This window comes from Brevundimonas sp. Root1279 (assembly GCF_001425945.1).
GTDB lineage: Bacteria > Pseudomonadota > Alphaproteobacteria > Caulobacterales > Caulobacteraceae > Brevundimonas.
In genome coordinates, this window is the sequence record NZ_LMEB01000001.1 from 168,431 (window position 1) to 191,865 (window position 23,435).

The window sequence follows — 23,435 nt, forward strand, 5'->3', positions numbered from 1 at the left end:
CGCGCGGCGCGCCAAACCGTCTATGGACCCCGCCATGACGACGCTTCTCTACGGCCGGCCCCCGGTGGTCTTCGATCCGCCCGGCGCGGCGACCCAGACTTCGCCCCTGATCCCGGGCTCGATCCCGCTCGAAACCGTGGCCGAAGGCTCGGCTGAAGCCGCCATGGTCTACGCCCCGCCAGGCGTCCTGGAGCGCCGTCACGTCCTGGCCCTGGCCCTGCGCGCTCTGAAGCCCGGCGGCCGCCTCGACGTCATGGCCCCCAAGGACAAGGGCGGTTCGCGGCTCAGGAAGGAGCTCGAGGCGTTCGGGCTCGAGGTCGGCGAGACCTCAAAGGCCCACCACCGTCGCTGCATGGTCATTCGACCGGCCGTCGTGGCCGGTCTCGACGAGGCGATCGCCGGCGGGGCGGCGCGCGTGGTGCCGGGTCTCGAGGCCTGGTCTCAGCCCGGGGTCTTCGCCTGGGACCGCATAGACGCCGGCTCGGCCCTGCTGGCCTCCGAACTGCCGCCGATGAAGGGCGCGGGCGCCGATCTGGGCTGCGGCTACGGGGCCTTGGCCACGGTGGTCCTGCGTTCGCCGGCGGTGACGTCGCTGAAGCTCATCGATCTCGACCGCCGCGCCGTCGAAGCTGCGCGACGCAATGTCGAGGACCCGCGCGCCAGCTTCGACTGGGCCGACGTGCGCACGCTCGAAGGCGGCGGCGACCTCGACTTCGTGGTCATGAACCCGCCGTTCCACGACGGCGGCGCCGAAGACCGCCGGCTCGGCCAGGCCTTCGTTCGTCAGGCCGCGGCCATGCTCAAGAAGGGCGGCGTCCTGTGGCTCGTCGCCAACCGCCACCTGCCTTATGAGGCCGACCTCGACGCCGCCTTCAAGCGCGTCCGACCGGTCGGCGACGCGGCGGGCTACAAGCTGATCGAGGCGACCAAGTGAGCGGCAAGCCGGGCAAGGTACCGACCTCGCGGGTCGACAAGCTGCTCGGCTCCATGGGCTACGGCTCGCGCGCCGAGATGGCGCGGATGGGCAAGGCCGGCGGCATCGTGCTGGACGGCGTCGACCTGACGGATGTGTCCAGGCGCATCCCGGTCACGCCCGACCTGCCGACCCGGATGGAGATCGACGGCGAACCGCTCGATCCGCCGCCGGGCATCGTCCTGATGCTTCACAAGCCGCTCGGCATGACCTGTTCGCACAAGGAGGATGGGGCGCTCGTCTACGACGTCCTGCCTGATCGCTGGCGCCGCCGCGACCCGGCCATCTCGACCATCGGGCGGCTGGACAAGGAGACCTCCGGCCTGCTCCTGCTGACCGACGACGGCGACCTCCTGCACCGGGTGATCAGCCCCAAGAAGCATGTGCCCAAGGTCTATCGCGCCATTCTCGCCAGACCGCTGAGCGGCGCCGAGGTCGGCCTGTTCGCCTCGGGTGAGCTGATGCTCGAGGGCGACGACAAGCCGCTCAAGCCCGCCGGGCTGGAGGTCCTGTCGCCGACCGAGGCGCGGGTCACCGTCACCGAAGGGCGCTACCACATGGTCCGCCGCATGTTCGCGGCCGTCGGCAACCACGTCGAGGCCCTGCACCGCGAGCGCATCGGCGCCCTGGCCCTGCCCGACGACCTCGCGCCGGGCGCGTGGCGGCTGACGACGCCGGACGAGATCGACCTGATCTTCGCCGGCTAGGTCGGGAACCGGCCCGCCCGCCGGTCGCTAAGGCTCCGCTTGCAGGAGGCCGCATGACCGGCGCGACGATCAAGAGACAGCTGCGCACCGGCCGGTCGGTCTGGGCGGACAGCCCGGGACTGGGCGTGCCGGTCCGGCCGCTGAAACAGGCCGTCTCGGTCGACGTCGCCGTGGTCGGCGCGGGCATATCCGGCGCCTTCATGGCTCATGAGCTGAGCCGGGATCATTCGGTCGCTGTGCTCGACCGGCGTCCGCCGCTGACCGGCTCGACCATCGCCTCGACCGCCCTGCTGCAATGGGAGATCGACCTGCCGCTGACGGTGCTGGGCGAGCGCATCGGACCGGCGAAGGCGAAGCGGGCCTATCTCCGCTCCCGCGCCGCCGTCGATGCGCTGAAGCGGATCGTCGAGGCGGAGCGCATCGTCTGCGGACTGAAGGACAAGGGCAGCCTCTACCTGGCCGGGGACGAATACGGCCATCGCGCCCTGGAGGTTGAGGCAGAGGCCCGCGCCGCCATCGGTCTCGAGAGCGAGTACTTAGGCCCGGCCGCCTTGCGCGAGCGGTTCGGCATCGACCGCACCGGCGCCATCGTCAGCCAGGGCTCGGCCAGCGGCGACCCCGCGCGGCTGGCGGCCGGTCTGTTGCGACGGGCGCAGGCGGCGGGGGCCCGGGTCTATTCCCGCGTAGAGGTGCTGGAGGCGGCCAGCGATCCGGACGGCGTCACCCTGCTGACCGACGCCGGACATGCGGTGCGGGCCAGGACGGTCGTCTTCTGTTGCGGCTATGAGTTTCCCAAGGGCGTGCCGACGCCGGGCGCCAAGGTCATCTCGACCTGGGCCATGGCGTCAAAGCCCCGCCAACGCTGTCCGGCCTGGCTGCGGGACACGCTCGTCTGGGAGGCGTCCGACCCCTATCTGTATTTCCGGATGGGCGGCGACGGCCGGGTGATCGTCGGCGGCGAGGACGAGCCCACGCCCGAGGCCCACGAGGACAAGGCCAAACTCCGGCGCAAATACCGGACGATCGCCGCCAAGCTCAAGCGGCTGCTGCCCCAGGTCGAGTTTGAGATCGACTACAGCTGGGCCGGGGCCTTCGGCGAGAGCGCCACCGGCTTGCCGTCGATCGCGCCCGTGCCCGACATGGACCATTGCTGGGCGGTGATGGGCTTCGGCGGCAACGGCATCACCTACTCGGTCATCGCTTCCGAGGTGGTCGCGGCGGCCATCCGGGGCGGGGCCGACCCGGACGCCGACCTGTATCGGCCTTGACCCTCGCCCCAGCGCGGCGCACCTCAGGGCCATGACTTCCGCCAAGATCTGCGGCCTGACGACCCCCGAGACCCTCGACGCTGCTCTCATCGGCGGCGCGGCCTTCGTCGGGGCGGTGATCTTTCCGAAGAGCCCTCGCCACATCGCGCCGCTCCACGCCGCGACCCTGTTCGAGCGCGCCCGCGGCCGGGCCAAGGTGGTGGCCGTGACGGTCGATGCCGACGACGCCCTGCTGACCGAGATCGCCCTGATCCTGAAGCCGGATCTGATCCAGCTGCACGGGAGCGAGACCCCTGCGCGGGCCGAGACCGTCCGTACGCTGACGGGCACCGGGATCATCAAGGCCCTGCCGATCCGCACACACGAGGATTTCGCCGAGGCCAACGCCTGGGAGCCCTTCGTCGACCACCTGATGTTCGACGCCAAGCCGCCCGAGGGCTCGGCCCTGCCGGGCGGGGTCGGGGCCCGTTTCGACTGGACCCTGCTGGCCGACCGGGCCTTCCGCCATCCGTGGTTCCTGGCCGGCGGGCTGGATCCGACGAACGTCGGCGAGGCGATCCACGTGTCGGGCGCGCCGATGGTGGACGTGTCCTCTGGCGTCGAAAGCGCGCCGGGTGTTAAGGACCGTGCCCTGATCACCGCGTTTCTGGACGCTGTCCGGGCCGCCTGATTTCCGCCGCCTCCCCGCGCGAGACCTGTCCTGTGAACGTGATCCTGCCCAACAGCTACGCCCTGCCCGACGCCGAGGGCCGGTTCGGCCCCTACGGCGGCCGCTTCGTCGCCGAGACGCTGATGCCCCTGATCCACGAGCTGGACGCGGCCTATGAGGCGGCCAAGGCGGATCCGTCCTTCCAGGCCGAACTCGACGGCTTCCTGACCGACTACGTCGGCCGTCCCAGCCCGCTGTATCTGGCCGAGCGCCTGACCGAGCACCACGGCGGAGCCGACATCTGGTTCAAGCGCGACGAGCTGAATCACACCGGCGCGCACAAGATCAACAACTGCATGGGCCAGATCCTGCTGGCGATGCGCATGGGCAAGACCCGCATCATCGCCGAGACCGGCGCCGGCCAGCACGGCGTGGCCACGGCCACGGTCTGCGCCCGCTTCGGCCTGCAGTGCGTGGTCTACATGGGCGCCACCGACGTCGAGCGGCAGATGCCCAACGTCTTCCGCATGAAGCTGCTGGGCGCCGAGGTGGTGCCCGTGACCTCGGGCCGAGCGACCCTCAAGGACGCCATGAACGAGGCGATGCGCGACTGGGTGACCAACGTCGAGGACACCTACTACCTGATCGGCACGGCGGCCGGGCCGCACCCCTATCCGGCCATGGTGCGCGACTTCCAGTCGGTGATTGGCCGCGAGGTCCGGGCCTCGATGCTGGCCCGCCGCGAGAAGCTGCCAGACGCCTGTGTCGCGGCCATCGGCGGCGGATCCAACGCCATTGGCCTGTTCCACCCCTTCATCGACGACGCCGGCGTGCGCCTGATCGGGGTCGAGGCGGCGGGGCGCGGCCTGGACGGCCCGGACCATGCCGCCTCGCTGCAGGGCGGCCGCCCGGGCGTTCTGCACGGCAACCGCACCTATCTGCTGCAGGACGACGACGGCCAGATCCTCGAGGGTCACTCGATTTCGGCCGGGCTGGACTATCCGGGCATCGGGCCTGAGCATGCCTGGCTGAAGGACATCGGCCGGGCCGAATACCGGGCGGCGACCGACGCCGAGGCGCTGGAGGCCTTCCAGCTGTGCTCGAAGCTGGAAGGCATCATCCCCGCCCTCGAACCCTCCCACGCCCTGGCGCGGGTCGGCGAGATCGCCCGCGAAGTGGGCAAGGGCGGCGATGTCGTACTGAACATGTGCGGGCGGGGCGACAAGGACATCTTCGCGGTAGCGAAGCATCTGGGCGTGGAGCTCTAAGACATGAAGCTGATCCTCACGGTCGCGACAGCGATCGCTCTTCTGGCCGGTTCGGCGGCGGCCCAGAGCCAGCCGGCGGACACCCAGATTCTGCCGGGCGCGACGCCCGCGCCGGACTGCGGCAATCTTTACGGCTTCGCGGGCAAGGCGTTCTGCGTCAGCGCGCCTCTGGCGGGCATCGGCGCGCTCGCCGACGCCTATATCGTCGACCTGCAGGGCCGCGGCTGGCTGCCCGCCGGCGGCGATGACAATCGCGTGGTCTTCGTGAAGCGTCGCGAGGGGGGCGGCTGCGACGGGCTGCAGATGCAGCTCTTCTATGACACCTCGGCGCCGAGCGGCCCGGAAACGCTCGGCTATCTCGGCTTCGGGGTGATCCCGGGCGATGTCTGCGCCGCCCCGCCCAACGAGCAACCGGCCCCGCCGGCGCCGGCCAAGGCGGCGGGTCAGTGATGCTGGCTGTTCTGGCGACCGCCGCGGCCCTGCTCGCCGCCCCGCAGGCCTCGGCGCTTCTGCCGCAGACCGCGAACCTGCCCTTGGGCCCGAACTCGACCGTGTCCGCCGACTGCGGCGGCCTGGGTGCGGACATCGCTCGCGAGCCCGAACGGGTCTGCGTCGGCGTGCCGGCCGCGTCGCTCGACGCCGAGTTGCGGTTCTACGTCGCCGAGGCCGCCGCTCGCGGCTGGCCGGTCGTGGGCGCCCGCGAGACCGCGATCCAGCTGGAGCGCAAGCACGCCACGGGCGGCGCCTGCGACGCGCTTGTCATCGTTGCGTATTCGCCCGAGACCGCCGATGGCGCCTTGCCTCCGGAGATCTTCATCCTGTTCGGCTTTGACGCCGATATCCCCTGCCTGGCCCCGACGACGCCATGACCACCGCCCGCATCGACTCCCGTTTCGCCGCGCTGAAGGCCGAGGGTCGGGCCGGCTTCGTCGCCTATGTCATGGCCGGGGACCCCTCGCGCGATGAGGCTCTCGAGATCCTGCGCGGCCTGCCCGCGGCCGGCGCCGACATCATCGAACTGGGCTTCCCCTTCTCGGACCCGATGGCCGAGGGCCCGCCGATCCAGCGCGCCGCCCTGCGCGGGCTGAAGGCCGGACTGACGCTGAAGGGCACGCTGGCCCTCGCCGCCGCCTTCCGTGAGGGCGACGCCGCGACGCCGGTGATCCTGATGGGCTACCTCAACCCGATCGAGACCTACGGCTACGAGGCCTTCGCAACCGATGCGGCGGCTTCGGGCGTGGACGGCCTGATCGTCGTCGACTGTCCGCCGGAAGAGGCCGGACCGCTGTCGGACGCGCTCGACGCCGCCCAGGTCTCGCTGATCCGCCTGGCCACCCCGACCTCGGACGACGCCCGGCTGAAGATCATCGCCGAGCGCACTTCGGGCTTCGTCTACTATGTCTCGGTGGCAGGGGTGACCGGGGTCAAGGAAGCCCAGGCCGGCTCCGTCGCCCCGGCGGTCGAGCGCGTGCGCAAGGCCTCCGGCTTGCCGGTCGCCGTGGGTTTCGGGGTCAAGACGCCTGAACGCGCCGCCGAGATCGCCCGCGTCGCGGACGCCGTCGTGGCCGGCTCAGTCCTGGTCGACGAGGTCGCCGCCGCTCTCGAGGCGAACGAAGCGGCCTCGGGTCGCGTTCTGGCCAAGGTGCGCAGCCTCGCGGATGCGGTGCGCGGCGCGCGGGTTAGCGAAGCGGCCCTGTCCTGACGTAAACTTCCCGGTCGCGAAGCTTCGCATCGCGCCCGAAAATGTTCTAAGGACCCGCCATGGTCGACAAGAACAAACCTCAGGCTGAGAAGCGCGGCGGCTGGCTGTCCCGCTTCGCCCCCGGCGTGCGCAAGATCGTCAGTCGTCGGGACACCCCCGACAACCTCTGGGTCAAGGACCCGGACACCGGCGAGATGCTGTACCGGGTGGACCTGGAGGGGGCCCTGTGGGTCACCCCGACCGGCCGGCACATGCGCATCGACGCCCCGACGCGCCTGCGCTTCACCTTCGACGACGGCGAGTTCGAGACCATCGACACGCCGAGCGTGCCGGAGGACCCGCTCAAATTCTCGGACGGCAAGCCGTACAAGGATCGCCTGAACGCGGCCCGCAAGGCGGCCGGCCGCAAGGACACCATGGCGATCGGCTTCGGCTCGATCGACGGGACCGAGGCGGTGGTCATCGTTCAGGACTTCACCTTCATGGGCGGTTCGCTCGGCATGGCGGCGGGTGAGGCCTTCATCGCCGCCGCTCACGCGGCCATTGAGCGCAAGGTCCCGCTGGTCTGCTTCACCGCCGCCGGCGGCGCGCGGATGCAGGAGGGCGCCCTCAGCTTGATGCAGATGGCCCGCACGACCCTGGCCATCCAGGAACTCAAGGCTGAACAGTTGCCTTTCGTCGTGGTCCTGACCGACCCGACCACGGGTGGCGTCACGGCCAGCTACGCCATGCTGGGCGACGTCCATCTGGCCGAGCCGGGCGCCCTGATCGGCTTCGCCGGTCCGCGCGTCATCGAGGCCACCATCCGCGAGAAGCTGCCCCCCGGCTTCCAGCGCGCTGAATATCTCCAGGAGAAGGGCATGGTCGACAAGGTCGTCACTCGCGCCGACCTGCCGCGCGTGCTGAGCCAGATCCTGTCGATGCTGATGGGCGGGACGCGCCGGGCGGCCTGAGCACCGCCTGATGGATCCGATTTCCGAACGCCTGCGCCAACGGCACCCCCAGCGCATCGACCTGTCGCTCGGGCGGATGCGCGCCCTGTGCGCGGCCCTCGGTGATCCCCAGAACGAATTGCCGCCGGTGGTCCATGTCGCCGGCACCAACGGCAAGGGCTCGACTGTCGCCTTCCTGCGCGCCATCGCCGAGGCCGCCGGCCTGCGCGTCCACGTCTATTCTTCGCCCCACCTGGTCCGCTTCAACGAGCGCATCCGGCTGGCCGGCCAGTTGATCGACGACGCCACGCTGAACGCCATTCTCGACCGGGTCGAGGCGGCGATGGGCGACGGCGCCGAGGCGACGGTGTTTGAAAGCACCACGGCCGCCGCCCTGCTGGCCATGAGCGAGGCCCCCGCCGACCTGGCCATCATCGAGGTCGGCCTCGGCGGCGTGCTGGACGCAACAAACGTCATTGAGCGGCCGCTGCTCAGCCTGATCACGCCGGTCGACCTGGATCACCGGGAATTCCTCGGCGACACCCTCACCGCCGTGGCCGGTGAGAAGGCCGGGATTCTCAAAGCCGGGGCCCCCGGTCTGGTCGCGCGCCAGCCCGAGGAGGCCATGGCCGTGATCGAGCGCGCCGCGGCCGCCGTGCAAGCGCCGCTGACGGTCATGGGCGTCGATTTCGACGCCTGGGCCGAGCGCGGCGGCATGGCCTGGCAGGACCAGCAGCGCTTCCTCGACCTGCCCGCCCCGGCCTTGGCCGGGCCGCACCAGATCGACAATGCCGCCCTCGCCGTGGCCGCGGCGCTCGAACTGGATCTGCCCGCGGCGGCGATCGCCAAGGGGCTGCAGACGGTGCGCTGGCCGGCCCGGATGCAACGGTTGACCGCCGGGCCCTACGGCGAGGCGGCCCGGGCGGCCGACGCCGAGCTGTGGCTGGACGGGGGACACAATCCGCACGCCGCCCGCGCCCTGGCCGAGGCCCTGGCCGAGCGGCAGGCCAAGGCGCCGCGGCCCGTGGCTCTGATCGTCGGCATGCTGGCCAACAAGGACGCCGGCGGCTTCTTCGAGGCCCTGTCCGCCAGCGGCGCGACGGTCTTCACCGTCCCCTTCGAGGGAGCCGCTGCCGAGCCGGAGGCCCTGGCGTCCGTCGCCCGCGGCCACGGCCTCGGCGCCACGCCGTGCGCCTCGGTTGATGAGGCCATGGAGCGCGCCCTGCGTCTCGGCGCGGGCCGCGTCGTCATCTGCGGCTCGCTCTACCTGGCGGGCGAGGTTCTCGGGGCCAGCCGAGAAACCTGGCCTGACTGAGGGCTGTTCGTCGCTCATCGGCCAACGAAAAACCCCGCCCGGACGAACCGGACGGGGCTTGTTCTTCAATCCGCGGCGGCGCTTACGCCTGAATGCCGGCCTCGGCGAGCCATTCCACGATCTTGCCCTTGGGCATGGCGCCGACCTTCATCGAGGCCATCTGGCCGTCCTTGAACAGCATCAGGGTCGGAATGCCCTTCACGCCAAGTTTCGACGGCACCATGGGGCTGTCGTCGATGTTGACCTTGGCGATGGTGACCTGGCCTTGCAGTTCGTCGGCGATCTGCTCCAGGGCGGGGCCGATCTGTTTGCAGGGGCCGCACCATTCCGCCCAGAAGTCCACCAGCACGGGGGTGGACGACTTCAGGACGTCGGCGTCGAAGCTCTCGTCGGTGACCTTGACGGTGGCCATGCATGTTCTCCGTTGCGCACGCGGCGCTGATAGACTGCGCTGATTCCAGCGATTGATGGGGATGTGGGGCGAACCGCGCCGCAAATCAACGGACGGTCGAGGCGGCGTCCATCAACGCCCGCGGGATCGGCGTCAGGCGCGGCCCGTCGGTCCACACCAGGGCGGCCTCGACCTCGCGGTCCGGATACAGCTGGCGCAGCACCGCCGCATAGGCCGCCAGCTGCAGCACATAGGCGGGGTCGGCGTCTTCGGCGCGGTCGGGGGCGGGGCGGTTGGTCTTGTAGTCGACGACCAGCACCCGCTCAGGCGTGATCACCAGACGGTCGATCCGTCCTGAGATCGGGACATCGCCGAACCGTCCGCTGATCGCCACCTCAGCGCGGGAGCCCTCGCCGAATACCGGCGCGAAGCGGGCGTCGTCCAGCACGCCGAAGGCCGCCGCGATCATCTCGGTGCGCTGGGCGTCGTTCAAATCCCGCTCGCGAGACAATAGCCTCATCGCCGCCTCGGCCCGGTCGCTTGCCGGCAGTTCCGGCAGCCGCTCGAGCAGGCGGTGAATCAGGTCGCCGCGACGGAAGCGGCCCAGCGGGGCGCCGCCGCCGTCCGGACCGGCCGTGGCCAGGGGGGAGGGGGCCGAGACCCGGATCGCGCCTTCCAGCTGGGACGGCGCCGCCGTCCGCGCCGCCCGGTCCGGGATCGGCGCCTGCGTCGCCCAGCCGGGTGTGATGGTCGCCGGCGCCGCGACGCGGGCGGTGGCGGTCAGCCGGGTCGGCTCAGCCCCGTAGCGCCGGCGTCCCTCGTTTTCGTGCGTGTCTTCGAGGCCGTCGAAGGCGTCCGTCAGCACCTCCCACCAGCTGCCGTCGTCATAACCCTTGCCCGCCTTGGCCGAGCCCTTGCCGAGGATCCACAAACGGTCCCGCGCCCGGGTCAAGGCGACATAGAGCAGGCGCAGGCTCTCGGCGTCGGTGCGCGCCTGCCGCGCCGCCCGGGCCTCGGCGGAACGCTCGCAGTCCGCCTTGGCCGAGCCCGGCGCCATCAGCCAGGCCTCGGTCCCGTCGTCCAGCGCCACCGGCATCAACGACGGCCCTTGCGCCTTCGCCCGACTGGTGGTGTCCGGCAGGATGACGATCGGCGCCTCCAGCCCCTTGGCGCCGTGCACGGTCATCACCCGAACCTCGCCCCGCGGCCCCTCCAACTCGCGCTTGACCTCGACGTCGGCGGCCTCCAGCCGCGCCACGCAGGTCTCCAGGTCGATGGCGCCGCGGCCCTCGGCCGCCAGCACCTGGTTGAGCGTCTCGTCGATCGCCTCCTCGGCCTCGCGTCCCAGCCGGCGCAGGATGCGGGCCCGGCCGGTCAGGCCCGCCGCGTCGACCCGGTTGAGCAGGCCGGCGAAGAAGGCGAAGGGATCGCGGTCGCGGCTGTCCAGGGCGACGCGCAGCAGGTCGCGCGCGTCTGTCCATTCGGCCCGCTCGCCGGCGCGGGCAGTCAGTTCGCGCCACAGCCCGCGGCGTTTCGGATCGGCCCCGGCCAGCTGATAGAGGCCGTCCTCGTCGACGTCGCAGAAGGGGCTGCGCAGCACCTCCGCCACCGTCAGGTCGTCGTCGGGGAACAGGGCGAAGCGGGCCAGGGCGATCAGATCGTCAAAGACGATGTGCGACGACAGCTTCAGCCGGTCGGCGCCGGCCACCGGCACGCCGGCGCTCTTCAGCGCCCGGATAATCTCCTCGAAGGTCGCGTCGCGGCGGCGCACCAGGATGAGGAAGTCGTCATAGCCGCACGGCCGCGGCGCCCGGGTTTTGCGATCGTAGACGGCGATCCCTGTCTCGACATGGCGGCGGATCTCCTCGGCCAGATCCCTGGCCAGGCGTTTGCGCGCCGAGCCGGCGGACTCCTGGTCCACGGGCGCGTCCCAGGCCTCGCGTTCAGGCCCCTTGATCTCCTCGTGCAGGCGCCAGAGCTCTACGCCGCCGGACTGTCCGACCCGCTTGGCCTTGTGCGGCGGCACGATGGCGACGTCCTCCCCGACCAGGGCCGCGGCGCGTTCCGGGGTGTGGAAGACGGCGTCGACGAAGTGCAGCACCTCGGGCGTCGAGCGGAAGGACGTGATCAGCTCGATGCCGGCGAAGGCCGCGCCCGCGCCCTGAGCCAGTTGGTCATAGCGTTGCGATTCCTTGCGCAGCCGCTCAGGACGCGCGCCCTGGAAGGAGTAGATCGACTGCTTTTCGTCGCCGACCGCGAAAAGGGTGCGGTCCAGCCGCTGTCCCGAAGTCGGGATTGGCCCGAAGCGCCGCCCACCCTCGCCGGCGAAGAAATTCTCGGTCAGGGCGCGCAGAATGTCCCACTGCTGTGGCGCGGTGTCCTGGGCCTCGTCGACGAGGACGTGCTCGATGCCGCCGTCCAGCTTGTACAGCACCCAGTCGGCCGACGAACGCACGGTCAGCAGCTCGACCGTCCGGTCGACCAGATCGCCGAAGTCGAGTGCGCCCGCCGCCGCCTTGGCCTGCTCGTAATAGCGGGCGTGCGCCGTCGCGAGGGTTAGAACGTGGATGGTGTCCTCGGCGACCCGGACCCGGCGCAGGGCCTCCAACGCCGATATGTATTTGAGCTGCAGCTGGTCCAGCCAGGCCGCCGAGGCCACCGGCGCCTTGGCCGTGGCCATCTTGGCGCGCGGCGTGCCCGTGCCGGTCAGGAAGACGTCGCCGAGCCCAGCGAAGCTCCACTCGGCGCCGCGCATGGCGGCGGCGATCTTCTGGTCGTTGGCCGAGCCGGTCGCCATGGCCTCGGCATGGCCGAGCCATTCGCCGCGGACGATCCAGCGCAGGAAGTCGGTCTCCAGGCCCGCGACCGTGTCGTCCGGATGCGCCCCGGTCAGGGCGTGCGGTCCCGGCGCGGCCCCGTCGCCGACCCGCGCGACATAGTCGGCCAGCTTGACCCGTTCAGCCTCGATCATGCCCAGCAGGGACTGGAAGCTGTTCCAGTCCAGCTCCACCGCCAGGTGGCTGTAGGCCCGGCCGACCAGGCCGTCGGGATCGTTCAGCGCCGCCCGCGCCAGATCTTCACGAGCCCCGTGCGACAGGGCCAGGGCGGCGGCGTCCTCCAGCACGGTGAAGCCTGGGGTGACCCCGGCCTCGATCGGAAAGCGCCGCAGCAGCTTCTCGCAGAAGGCGTGGATGGTCTGGATCTTGAGCCCGCCTGGCGTCTCCAGCGCCTTGGCGAACAGCTTGCGCGCCCGGGACAGTTCGGCGGGGCCCGTCGCGGCCTCTTCGCCGCCGCCCAGATCGACCAGGGAGGCGGAGAGCTTGGCGTCGTCCATGACCGCCCATTCGCCCAGCCGGTCGTACAGCCGCGCCTGCATCTCGGCGGCGGCGGCCTTGGTGTAGGTGACGCACAGGATCTCGCCGGGCTCGACCTCGGCCAGCAGCAGCCGCGCCACGCGGTCGACCAGGGTCGAGGTCTTGCCCGAGCCGGCGTTGGCGGTGACGAAGACCGACTGGCGCGGGTCGGCCGCGGCGATCTGATCGGGATCCGGCAGGATGCGTGCGCTCATTCGCCTTCGCCCTCGTCGCCGCCGACCACATGCCACTCCCAGACCCGGGCGAGATGGTCGTAGTTGCCGCCGAAATTGCCCATGTACTGCGGCGCGACCCAACTGGCGTAAGGCGTCTCCACCCGGTCGTACTCGCCGATCCGCTTCTTCAGCCCGTCGAGGGCGGCCATCGACAGGGCCACGGCCTCAGCGCCGGATGCGCGCACCGCCGCCTGACCGGGGTCCTTGCGGCCGACCACACGAACATAGGTCAGCTCCTCCGGCGTGACCGGCCCGCTGCCGGGCAGGCCCGCCTCGGCCAGGATGGCCCCGGTCAGGGTCAGTTGCGGCGAGAAGCCGGTCCGGACCTGCTTCGGCGACGGGACCGAGCCGGTCTTGAAGTCGAGGACCGCCGCGCCGGTGGCCGACAGTTCGATGCGGTCGGCCTTGGCGGTCAGGGTGAACGGCCCGGCCGGACCCTCGAGGGTCATGGCCACCTTCTGTTCGACGCGGATCTCGATGCCGCGCGCCCGCCGTTCCGCCTCGAAGCCGGCCAGCCAGCGGGCGCAGTTGCGCGCCAGCGGCGTCTCGCGGGCCATGGCCGCATCCTCGAAGCCGTGGGCGCCCAGCTCCTCCAGCAGCAGCGCCTCCAGCTGCTCGGCGCAGTCGTCGGGCAGGACGTCGGGCCAGGCCAGGGTCAGCCGCTCGACCGCCTTGTGCACGGCGTTGCCGCGCGCCAGAGCCTCGGCCGCCTGGCCCGGGCGATCCATTTGTCTCAGATTGAGGACATAGCGCGCATAGACGGCGTAGGGATCGCGCACCCAGCGCTCCACGCCGGTGACCGGCAGCTCGCGGGGGCGGCGCTCGACCGGCGGGCGGGGCTGGGGCCGCGGGGCGTAGCCGGGGCCGGCGCCGGTGACCGGGGCGTCCAGCGCCCGGGCCTGCTCGAGCGCCTCCACCGGCCGATGCAGGGCCACCGGCGTGGCCTCGGCGTTGGCCCCGCGGGTCAGCATCTCCAGCCGCCACAGCCAGCGCGACTTGACCGCCGGCTGGCCGCCGCGGCGCTCGCAATGAACCAGCACGGCGTCCTCGGCGCAGGCGGCCTGGACGAAGTCCTGCGCCGTCTGGCCCAGCCGTCGTTCGGGCGGCGGGAGTCCGAGCGCCTTGCGCATCGGCCGCGACAGGAAGGGGTCGGTCGGGGCTGCGTTGGGCCAGACGCCTTCCTCCAGCCCGGCCAGGATCATCCGGTCGGCGCGCACAAGCCGCGCCTCGATGGCGCCGAGGATGCGCAGGCGGGGCTGGGTCGCCCCGCCGGTGCGGACGGTGGTCTCGTCCAGAAGTTCGTGGACCAGGGTCGCCAGCTCGATCCGCGTCACCGCGCCAAGCGAGGCGCCGCCTTCGATCAGGGCTGACAACAGGCCGGCCGCGGCCTCGCCGTCGGCTCCCGCCCAGGCGTCCTGTCCGGCCAGCGCCTCGATCAGCGCGGTCAAGGCCCGCGCCGCCTGATCCAGTGAGGCGGCGGGGGCGAAGGGCGCGCGCGCCGTCGCCGACAGGACTTCCAGCCGATCCAACAGCCGCCCGGCGGCGGCCAGCTTCGCCTTGGCGCCCTCGGACGGCGGTTTGCCGTCGTCGCGCGGCTCGCCGGCTTTCAGCAGGGTGCGGCGCGCCCGGCTCCAGTCGCGCTTTCGCGGCCCGCGCAGGACATAACGCTCCAACGCCTCGATGGCGGTCTGTGATTCGATCTCGCCGAGGTCCAGCCGAACCAGTGGATGCTTGAGCAGGCCGAGCAGGGTGTGCGGGTCCAGCGGCTCGGCGATGAAGCGGGCGCACAGGTCGACCAGCCGCCCGGCCGCCATCCGCGCCAGCGGCTGGCCCGAGGACACGTCAGCGCTGACGTCCCAACGCTCCAGCCGCGCCGCCACCCGGCGGCCGAGCTCGAGGTCGGGGGTGACCAGGGCGCAGGTCTTATCCGGCGTCTCGAGCGTCTCGCGCATCATCAGGGCGATGGCGGCGGCGGCGTCCTCCTCGGTCCGGGCGGTGACCACGGACAGCCCCTCCAGCCCCTCGGCGATCGGGTCGGCCGAGCGCGACCCCGCCGCCTCGGCGCGCAGGCGGCGGATCAGGTTGCGCCAGTCGTCGGTGGCCTCGGCCGGGCGCAGGGCCTCGTTGACCAGGCGCTGGCGGGCGCGGCCCCTGAGCGCGGCGGCAGGCGGCTCGGGCGGCGTGAACCAGGGTCGGACGTCCGCGCGCGCTACCCGTTCATGGAGCAGCCGCCACAGGGCGTTCTGGGGATGCTGTTCGTTGTCGCCCAGCCGGGCCCACACCGCCGGATCGAGGTCGCGGTCCAGCCCGGGCAAGACCACGCAGCCCTGCGGCGCGGCGGCGACGGCGGCGAGGACGGCGGCGGCGGCCGGCGCGGTGCCGGTCGAACCGGCGGCGATCACCGGCGACTGCGGCGGATGCGCGGCCCATTGGTCGGCCAGCAGGCGCAGCAACCTGGCGCGCCGCCAGGCCGGGTCGACCAGGCCCATGGCGGCCAGACGCCTCGGCCATGTCTCGACGGCGAGACCGAGGAAACGCGCCGACTCCCGCCAGTGCTCCGCGAGATCGCCCTCCACCAGGCTCGCAACGCGGCCGAGATCCTCGATCTCCTCCAGTTGGCAGGAGTCCAGGAAGCCGCCCAAGGCGTCGGCCATCTCCAGGGCGCGCAGGGGCGTCAGGTCAGAGCGGAAGTCCTCGACGATCATCCGCGCCATCTCGAAGCGGCGGGTCAAGGGCGCGATGGCGGGGGGCAGATCGAGGCCCAGTTCGCCGGGGGCGAAGGGGGGTTCGTCCTCCTCCAGGTCGCCGAGCGGGCGCACCTGCGGCAGCAGCACGGCCCGGCCCGCCGCCTGCCGGGTCAGGGCGTCGCCGAAGGCGCGCGCGGCGCGTCGATTGGGCAGCAGGATGACGGCGTCGGACAAGGCCTCGGGCGGCCGCTCGCCGATCCACGCCAGCACCCCCGCGGCGAGGTCCTCGAGAAACGGCCGGCGCGCCTCGACGGCGTACCAGCGGGGCCCCGAAACGGCGAAGGGATCGAACCGGTTCATGCCTCTCCGGAGGCGAGTCGGATCTCGGCTTCGTCGCGGGCCTGCGGATCGCCGACGTGCATCCAGTCGCCGTCCAGGACGCAGCCGTACAGGCGGCCTTCGACCGCCGACTTGCGCCACAGTCTGGCGAGCGAGAAGGGGCCGTCCGGCTCGGCGGAAACGTAATCAGGACGGCAGATGTGCGCCCCCATATAGGCGTAGGGAGCCCAGGGGGCGTCGTTGCGGAAGGTCAGCCGGCCGTCCTCGGCGAGGAAGAAGTCCCCGTCGCCCTCGAAGCCGATCGAGCCTTCGCGGCGGGCCAGAAGAAGGGCCGCGTCCATGGTTGACGGATTCCACAGGGACGCGAGTTGATTCAGCGCGTCGCCGCGATCGATCCAGACGCTGTCGATATTGGCCACGAACACCGGGTCGGGGCCGAGCAGTTCGGCGGCCTTTTTCAGTCCGCCGCCGGTCTCGAGCAGTTCGTCGCGCTCGTCCGAGATGAGGATTTCGGGACCCCGCCCGCGCGCGGCGAGGTGCGCCTCCAGCCGGTCGGCGAACCAGTGCACATTGACCACCGCGCGTTCGACTCCGACCTCGGCGAGACGGTCCAGAACGTGATCGACCAGCGCCTTGCCGCCGACCTCGACGAGGGCCTTGGGCCGGTCGTCGGTCAGGGGGCGCATCCGGGTGCCCAGACCGGCGGCAAGGACCATGGCTGTCTTGGGCGGGCTCATCGACGGCTGCTCTCGGGGACGTGGCGATCGAACCAGGCGCGCACCGTCTCCAGACCTGGCTTCTTCAGGTTGGCGTTCAGGTGGTCCCACATGCGTGGCATGAAAGCGCGGTAGCGAGGCTTGCCGTCTCGGACGATCAGTCGGGCGAAGATGCCCAGGATGCGCGCCTCGTTCAGCGCCGCCAGCCCGGCGTAGTCGCGCAGGAACTCGACGCGGTCGACCTGCGGCCGAAGGCTGAAATAATGGTCCAGCGCCCGCGCCTCGAGATCCGCCGGCACGTCCCGGCGCGCGTCCTGCAGCAGGGAATGCAGGTCCCAGGAGGGATGGGCGCGCACGGCGTCCTGGAAATCGATCATCCCGACCAGGGCGGCGCCCTGGCGGTCGGCCAGCAGGATCAGGTTCTCGGCGTGATAGTCGCGGTGGGCCATCACCGTCGCCCCCGCCGCGCCGCGCGCCACCACCGGCGCCCAGGCCGCTTCCCAGTCGGCGAGCGCGGCCGCGTCGAACGACAGGCCCGGGTCTAGTTTCGGCATCCACTCGACGAACAGGTCGGCGCCGCCCTGCAGCGCTGTCTCGTCATAGACCAGCAGCGGCCAGTCGCCGGCGGCCCCGGTCAGGATGTCGGGCGTTTCGGCCTCGTGCAGCTTGGCCAGGGCCTCGATGGCGGCCAGGTAGAGGGGTTCTTCGGGCTCGCCCCCTTCGATGACGCGGGCGAACAGGGCGTCGCCGAAGTCCTCAAGTACGGCCAGTCCGGCCGCGGCGTCGACGGCGACGATCTCGGGCGCAGACAGGCCCAGCGCCTTCAGATGGGCGGCCACCGCCGCGAAGGCCTCGATCCGGCCGGCCGACAGGCGGGCCACCGCATTCCAGCCCTCGGCCTTGCGCCGCTCGGGCGACCACGAGCGGTCCGCCGGCAGGCTTTCGGCGGCCGGGGCCTGGTCCATCAGCATCAGGGTGCGGCCGCCCGGAAGGGTCAACCGTTCGTATCGGCGCGTCGAGGCGTCGCCGGGCAGGGGATCGCGCACAGCCTCGCCGAGGCCGGCGGCCTTGAGGAACTCGACACGGAGGGCTTCGCGGTCAGACATGCAGGTCCTTCAGTTTCTCTTCCCAGAGCCCTACGCCAGAAACGGTCGCAACGCGGCCGTCGCCGTCTTCGGCGAGGGTCACCGCCAGCCGATCCGGTCCCAGCCAGGCGCCCGGATCCTCGCCCAGCCGTTCGGGCCATTCGATCACCGCGCAGCCTTCGTCCAGCGCCTCGTCGAGACCGATCTCCGAGGCCTCTTCCGCCCGGGTCAAGCGGTAGAGGTCGAAATGGGCGATCGGCGGCTCGCCCTCGTAGAACTGCACCAGGGTGAAGGTCGGCGACGGCACATCCTCGTCGGGCGTGGTCGTGGCCCGGATCAGCCCCCGCGCCAGGGTCGACTTGCCCATGCCCAGCGGTCCGTACAGCAGGACGGTCTCGCCCGGCTCCAGCCGGACGGCGATGGCCGCGCCCAGCCGGGCGGTGGCCTCGGCGTCGGCCAACAGGAAGGTCAGGCGGCCGGCTTCAGGCAAAGTCGGCGTCCGGCTGGCTTGGCAGGACCCGCTCGGTGAAGGCCTTCAGGGCGTAGGTCGCCTTGCCTGCGTCGATGTCGAGCCGCGTGGCCGGGATCGGCTTGCCGACCTTGAGGAAGAAGGGCTTGCGCCGCTTGTTCAGCAGTTCGTGGAAAAGGGTCACGTCCCTGAGTTCCTGGGAGATCCGGTCGAACCAGTGGAACAGGCGGGAGTAGGGGCCCGAAACATGGATCGGCACCACCGGCGCCGCGTATTTGCGCGCCAGCGAGGCGGCGGTCGGGGCCCATTCGGGGTCGGTGACCGTGCCGTCCTTGCCGATCCGGGCCAGGCGTCCGGCCGGGAACAGCACCACGCAGCGCTCCGCCTCGAAGGCTTCCTTGGCGGCCTGCAGGGTGGCGCGGGTCTTCTCGCGGGTGCGCTTTTCGACCACCCACTCGACCGGGATCACCGCCTCGCCCAGCCGGGGCGAGACCCGCAGGGCGTCGGCGTTGGCGAAGAAGATGGCGTCCTGGCGGCGCGCCCGCACCGCGTCGAACACGGCGATGCCGTCGGCGATGCCGGTCGGGTGGTTGGCGACGATGATGCAGCGGCCTGTCGCGGGTATGCGCTCGGCGTTCATCACCGACACCTTCAGGTCCAGCAGGTCGCTCATATAGTCCAGCGCCTCGGCACCCGAGAGCGGCTGGACCGCATCGGCCATGCGCACGGCCTGGCGATAGTTGAGCAGCTTGTAGAGCGCCGGCCGAACCACGGGCCAGAACGCCGAGCGGGTCAGGCGCGGCGCGCGCTCGGCGATCAGCACGTCGCAGATGTGCGGTTCGGCGGATCCGGACGGGGTCAGGGCGGCTGCGGTCATTCGAGCCGGTTGTCGCCGCTCCCGCGACGGACGGCAAGCGGCTTGGCGGGGGGTGGAACCGTGTTACCTGTGTCAGGCTTGGAGGAGGGCGTACCATGCCGATCAGAATGAGCTTGCTGGCGGGTGCGACAGCCCTCGCCTTGTGCCTCCCGGGCGTTTCCGCCCTGGCGCAGACCGCGCCCGAGGCGCCGGATCCTCGTCCGACCGCGGCGGGCGGGCTCAGCCCGCAACAGCTGGCGATGATGGAGCGCGTCTCCGACCCGCGCCTGTCGCCGGACGGGCGACGGGTCCTCTACAACGTCCGGACCACCGACTGGGCCGGAAACAAGGGCGTCGGCGCGGCCTGGGTCGTCGAGGCCGACGGCGCCACGCGCCGGCTGCCCGCCTCAGACGGCGGCGTCGGCTCGGCGCGCTGGTCGCCGGATGGAACGGCCATCTACTTCCTCTCAACGCGCGGCGGCTCCAGTCAGGTCTGGCGCATGGACGCCCAGGGCCAGGCCGCGACCCAGGTCACCAGCCTGCCGGTGGACGTCACCGCCTTCCGCCTCGCCGCCGACGGCCGCACGCTGATCGTCGCGCTGCCGGTCTTCCTCGACTGCGCCGCCGACCTGGCCTGCAGCCGCGACCGGCTCAAGGCCAACGCGGCCGCCACGGTCCGCACCTACGATCGTCAGATGCTGCGTCCATGGGACAGCTGGAACGATGGCCGTCGGAGCCATCTGTTCGCGCTCGACCTGAACGGATCGGGGCTGGCCGCGGGACAGCCGCGCGATCTGATGGCCGGGATGGACGGCGACGCGCCGTCGCGGCCGCTCGGGGACGACGGCGAGTTCAACCTGTCTCCCGACGGGACGCGCCTGGCCTTCCAGACCCAGACGCAAGGTCGCGCCGAAGCCTATACAAACAACACGGACGTCTTTGTCGTCCCGGTCGCGGGCGGCCCGGCCGTGAACGTGACGCAGGGAAACGCCGCCCCCGACTTCAACCCGGTATTCTCGCCTGACGGCCGGCGCCTGGCGTGGCTGGCGGGTCGACGCGAGAATGTCTTCGGCGACCAGCCGGTGCTGATGATCGCCGACGCGGACGGCTCCGACGCCCGCGCTGTCGCGGCAGATTGGGACCGCGGCGCCGGAGGCCTGCGCTGGCGACCGGACGGGCGGGCGCTCTACGCCCTCGCCGCAGAAGACGGGCAGCAGAAACTGTTCGAGATCGACGCCCGGTCCGGGGCCGTTCGCGCCGTCACCGGCCGCGGCACGGCGGCCGGCTTCGACGCGGTCGGCGACCGCCTGGTCGTGGCGCACGAGACCTTCGACGGTCCGGCCCAGCTGGTCGAGATCGGTCGCGACGGCCCGCAGCCGCTGACCCGCCACAACGCCGAAGCAACGGCGGGGCTGGACTTGCCGAAGGGCGAGCATTTCACCTTCTCCGGCTGGAACGGCGAGCCTGTGCAGGGCTGGGTGTTCAAGCCCGCAGGCTATGTCGAAGGGCGGACCTATCCGGTCCTGTACGTCATCCACGGCGGGCCCAAATCGCCCTTCTCGGACGGCTGGAGCTATCGCTGGAACCCGCAGATCTACACCGGCGCCGGCTTCGGCGTGGTGATGGTCAATTTTCACGGCACGCCGGGCTTCGGCCAGGCCTTCACCGACTCGATCAACGAGCACTGGGGCGACCGTCCGCTCGAAGACCTGCAGAAGGGCTGGACCGCCGCCCTGGCCGCCAATCCGTGGATGGACGGCGAGCGGGCCTGCGCCCTGGGCGCCTCCTACGGCGGCTACATGGTCAATCTGATCGCCGGCAAGTGGAATGCGCCATGGGACTGCCTGGTCAACCACGCGGGCGTCTTCGACGTCGGCCAGCTGATGAACGCCATGGACATCGCCAATTTCGGCACGTCCGAGTTCAGCGGCGCCTCTTGGGAGCATCCGGAGCTGTACCGACAGTTCAGTCCCAACACCTATGTGGCCGACTGGTCCAAGCCGATGCTGGTGCTGCACGGGTCGCGGGATTTCCGGGTGCCGATCGAGCAGGGGTTGGGGACCTTCTCGGCGCTTCAGCGTCAGGGGATCGAGAGCCGGTTCGTCCATGTCCCGGACGAGAACCACTGGGTGCTGAAGCCGCGCACCTGGGTCGATTGGCAGCAGGAGATCCTCGACTGGACGACGCGCCACACGGCCGCTCAATAGCCGTGTAGCGGGGCCGCTTCCTCCGCCCGTCCGGCGGTGCTACGCCAAGCGCCGCAGACATGAGGAAATCGTCCATGCGTCACCGCTCCCTGCTCGCCGGCGCCTGCGCCGCGCTGGCTCTCGCCGCCGCCGTTCCCGCCCTCGCCGAGGCGCCTGCCGCCAGCGCGCCCGCGACGGCGGCCGCCCAGGCCGGTCCGGCCTTCAACTACAACGACATGATTTCCGCCAACCGGCTCGGGGATCCGCAGGTTTCGCCGGACGGCCGCTGGGTGGTCTATTCGGTGACCACGACCGACGTGGCGGCCAACCGCCGCTCGGGCGCCCTCTACATTCTCGACCTTCGGAACCCGGGCGAGCCGCGCAAGCTGGCCATCAACGAGGGCGGCGCCAACACCGCGCGCTGGGGTTCGAACGGCCAGCTGTACTTCCTCTCGGGCCGCTCGGGCTCCAGCCAGGTCTGGCGCGCCGCCGCGGACGGCACGGGCCCGGTCCAGGTCACCAACCTGCCGCTCGACGTCAACGCCTACCGCCTGAGCAACGACGGCTCCAAGGTGGTCGTCTCCCTGGCCGTCTTCCCCGATTGCGCCGACCTGGCCTGCACCGTCGACCGCAACAAGGCCGTGGCCGACGATCCGGCCACCGGCCAGGTCTATGACCGCATGTTCGTGCGCCACTGGGACACCTGGGCGGACGGCACCCAGAACCACCTGTTCGTGGTCAACGCCGACGGTTCGGGCGCCCCGGTGCATGTGACCAAGGGCTTCGACGGCGACACCCCCTCCAAGCCGTTCGGCGACGAGAGCGAGTTCACCTTCACCCCCGACGGCCAGTCGATCGTCTTCTCGGCCCGTCACGCCGGCTCGAGCGAGCCGTGGAGCACCAATTTCGACCTGTATCAGGTGGCCGTCTCGGCGCCCGGCCAGTTCGCCAACCTGACTGACAACAATGACGCCTGGGACACCGGCCCGGTGTTCTCGCCGGACGGCAAGACCATGGCCTATCGCGCCATGGCCCGCCCGGGCTTCGAGGCCGACAAATATTCGATCTTCCTGCGTGACGCAGCCTCGGGCCAGGTGCGCCAGGTGGCGGCGGACTGGGACCGCTCGGCCGACAGCCTGCAATGGTCGAAGGACGGCCGGACCCTCTACGTCACCGCCGGCGACGTCGGCCAGACGCGCCTGTTCTCGATCGACGCGCGCAACGGAAACGTCGTGCCGATCACCGGCGAGGGCCACGTCTCGGCCTTCCAGCAGACCGCGTCGGGCTTCGTCTTCGCCCAGGACACCCTGCGGCGTCCGAGCGAGCTGTTCGTGAAGACCTTCCGCGGTCGCGAGATGCCGCGCCAGATCACCAATGTGAACCCGCAGCTGGACGCCAAGACCTTCGGCGAGGCCGAACAGTTCAACTTCCCGGGCTGGAACGGCGAGACGGTGCACGGCTACGTCATCAAGCCGGCCAACTACGTCGAGGGCCAGAAATACCCGGTCGCCTTCCTGATCCACGGCGGTCCGCAGGGCTCGTTCGGCAACAGCTGGTCCTACCGCTGGAACCCGTCGACCTATGCGGGCGCCGGCTATGCGGTGGTGATGATCGATTTCCACGGCTCGACCGGCTACGGCCAGGGCTTCACCGACGCGATCAGCCAGCACTGGGGCGACCGCCCGCTGGAAGACCTGCAGAAGGGCTGGGCCGCGGCGCAGCAGAAATACAGCTTCCTGGACGGCGACAACGCCTGCGCCCTCGGCGCGTCGTACGGCGGCTACATGATCAACTGGATCGCCGGCCAGTGGCCGGACGCGTTCAAATGCCTGGTCAACCACGACGGCGTCTTCGACATCCGAGGGATGGGCTACGGCACTGAGGAGCTGTGGTTCACCGAGTGGGAGTACGGCGGCACGCCGTATGAGAACCCGGAAGGCTACGAGCGCTTCAACCCGGTCCACCACGTTTCGAACTGGAAGACTCCGATGCTGGTCGTCCAGGGCGATCTCGACTTCCGCATTCCGACCGCCCAGGGCCTGTCGACCTTCTCGGCCCTGCAGCGCCGCGGCATCGAGAGCAAGCTGATCGTCTTCCCGAACGAGAACCACTGGGTGCTCAAGCCGGCCAACAGCCTGCAATGGCACAACGAGGTGTTCGGCTGGCTCGACCAGCACCTGAAGCCGGCGAACTAGGTCCGGGTCTGGGATCAAAATGAAGGGAAGGGCGCCTCTGCTGGGGCGCCCTTTTCCGTTTCGGCGAACGCAGGGCGTGAACGGGCTGAGGCTATTCCCGGTTTTCGC

General features: G+C 71.0%; 19 protein-coding genes. 12 read left to right on the forward strand and 7 right to left on the reverse strand.

The features are described from left to right. Positions 1 to 34: 34 nt before the first annotated feature. From ASC65_RS00845 to ASC65_RS00890, 10 genes are read left to right on the forward strand one after another with little or no spacing between them, the layout of a single operon-like run. Positions 35 to 934 (forward strand): class I SAM-dependent methyltransferase, encoded by a 900-nt coding sequence (locus ASC65_RS00845; protein WP_056449126.1) that lies wholly within the window; start codon positions 35 to 37, stop codon positions 932 to 934. Between the two features lie 53 nt (positions 935 to 987). After that, positions 988 to 1,680, forward strand: a complete 693-nt coding sequence (locus ASC65_RS00850; protein ID WP_056449129.1) for a pseudouridine synthase — start codon at positions 988 to 990, stop codon at positions 1,678 to 1,680. Between the two features lie 53 nt (positions 1,681 to 1,733). Then, positions 1,734 to 2,948, forward strand: a complete 1,215-nt coding sequence (locus ASC65_RS00855; protein ID WP_056448190.1) for an NAD(P)/FAD-dependent oxidoreductase — start codon at positions 1,734 to 1,736, stop codon at positions 2,946 to 2,948. 31 nt (positions 2,949 to 2,979) lie between these two features. Beyond that, entirely contained in the window at positions 2,980 to 3,618 is a 639-nt protein-coding gene (locus ASC65_RS00860; protein WP_056448193.1) for a phosphoribosylanthranilate isomerase, read from the forward strand. A 32-nt stretch (positions 3,619 to 3,650) separates the two neighbouring features. Further along, positions 3,651 to 4,865, forward strand: coding sequence for a tryptophan synthase subunit beta (gene trpB, locus ASC65_RS00865; RefSeq protein ID WP_056448194.1), 1,215 nt, complete (start codon positions 3,651 to 3,653; stop codon positions 4,863 to 4,865). Between the two features lie 3 nt (positions 4,866 to 4,868). Then, positions 4,869 to 5,315, forward strand: a complete 447-nt coding sequence (locus ASC65_RS00870; RefSeq protein WP_200939766.1) for a hypothetical protein — start codon at positions 4,869 to 4,871, stop codon at positions 5,313 to 5,315. Next, positions 5,315 to 5,734: a hypothetical protein gene (locus ASC65_RS00875; RefSeq protein WP_056448197.1), complete on the forward strand. Its 420-nt coding sequence runs from the start codon at positions 5,315 to 5,317 to the stop codon at positions 5,732 to 5,734. The genes ASC65_RS00870 and ASC65_RS00875 overlap by 1 nt, the downstream gene beginning before the upstream one ends. Then, positions 5,731 to 6,567, forward strand: a complete 837-nt coding sequence (gene trpA, locus ASC65_RS00880; protein ID WP_056448200.1) for a tryptophan synthase subunit alpha — start codon at positions 5,731 to 5,733, stop codon at positions 6,565 to 6,567. The genes ASC65_RS00875 and trpA overlap by 4 nt, the downstream gene beginning before the upstream one ends. 59 nt (positions 6,568 to 6,626) lie before the next feature. Beyond that, positions 6,627 to 7,520, forward strand: coding sequence for an acetyl-CoA carboxylase, carboxyltransferase subunit beta (gene accD / locus ASC65_RS00885; protein ID WP_056448202.1), 894 nt, complete (start codon positions 6,627 to 6,629; stop codon positions 7,518 to 7,520). A gap of 10 nt (positions 7,521 to 7,530) precedes the next feature. Next, a complete protein-coding gene (locus ASC65_RS00890) occupies positions 7,531 to 8,814 on the forward strand; it encodes a bifunctional folylpolyglutamate synthase/dihydrofolate synthase (protein ID WP_056448205.1) in 1,284 nt (427 codons plus the stop codon). 82 nt (positions 8,815 to 8,896) lie between these two features. On the opposite strand, the gene trxA is transcribed toward ASC65_RS00890, so the two are convergent. From trxA to ASC65_RS00925, 7 genes are all read right to left on the reverse strand, one after another. Next, positions 8,897 to 9,226: a thioredoxin gene (trxA, locus tag ASC65_RS00895; RefSeq protein ID WP_056448208.1), complete on the reverse strand. Its 330-nt coding sequence runs from the start codon at positions 9,224 to 9,226 to the stop codon at positions 8,897 to 8,899. Between the two features lie 85 nt (positions 9,227 to 9,311). After that, on the reverse strand, positions 9,312 to 12,773 hold the full coding sequence (addA, locus tag ASC65_RS00900; RefSeq protein WP_056448211.1) for a double-strand break repair helicase AddA: 3,462 nt from the start codon (positions 12,771 to 12,773) through the stop codon (positions 9,312 to 9,314). After that, positions 12,770 to 15,841, reverse strand: coding sequence for a double-strand break repair protein AddB (gene addB, locus ASC65_RS00905; RefSeq protein WP_056448214.1), 3,072 nt, complete (start codon positions 15,839 to 15,841; stop codon positions 12,770 to 12,772). Before addB ends, addA begins: the two co-directional genes overlap by 4 nt. Then, entirely contained in the window at positions 15,838 to 16,557 is a 720-nt protein-coding gene (gene murU / locus ASC65_RS00910) for an N-acetylmuramate alpha-1-phosphate uridylyltransferase MurU (RefSeq protein WP_056448217.1), read from the reverse strand. The genes addB and murU overlap by 4 nt, the downstream gene beginning before the upstream one ends. Further along, positions 16,554 to 17,642 (reverse strand): N-acetylmuramate/N-acetylglucosamine kinase AmgK, encoded by a 1,089-nt coding sequence (amgK, locus tag ASC65_RS00915; RefSeq protein WP_056448220.1) that lies wholly within the window; start codon positions 17,640 to 17,642, stop codon positions 16,554 to 16,556. The genes murU and amgK overlap by 4 nt, the downstream gene beginning before the upstream one ends. Beyond that, positions 17,635 to 18,111, reverse strand: coding sequence for a tRNA (adenosine(37)-N6)-threonylcarbamoyltransferase complex ATPase subunit type 1 TsaE (tsaE, locus tag ASC65_RS00920; protein WP_235561364.1), 477 nt, complete (start codon positions 18,109 to 18,111; stop codon positions 17,635 to 17,637). Before tsaE ends, amgK begins: the two co-directional genes overlap by 8 nt. Next, entirely contained in the window at positions 18,104 to 18,967 is an 864-nt protein-coding gene (locus ASC65_RS00925; protein WP_056448223.1) for a GNAT family N-acetyltransferase, read from the reverse strand. The genes tsaE and ASC65_RS00925 overlap by 8 nt, the downstream gene beginning before the upstream one ends. 95 nt (positions 18,968 to 19,062) lie before the next feature. Here ASC65_RS00925 and ASC65_RS00930 point away from each other — a divergent pair, with 95 nt between their 5' ends. Together ASC65_RS00930 and ASC65_RS00935 are read left to right on the forward strand one after the other, a co-directional pair. Continuing rightward, positions 19,063 to 21,153, forward strand: coding sequence for an alpha/beta hydrolase family protein (locus ASC65_RS00930; protein WP_056448226.1), 2,091 nt, complete (start codon positions 19,063 to 19,065; stop codon positions 21,151 to 21,153). A 74-nt stretch (positions 21,154 to 21,227) separates the two neighbouring features. Beyond that, entirely contained in the window at positions 21,228 to 23,327 is a 2,100-nt protein-coding gene (locus tag ASC65_RS00935) for a S9 family peptidase (RefSeq protein ID WP_056448229.1), read from the forward strand. Positions 23,328 to 23,435 lie beyond the last annotated feature (108 nt).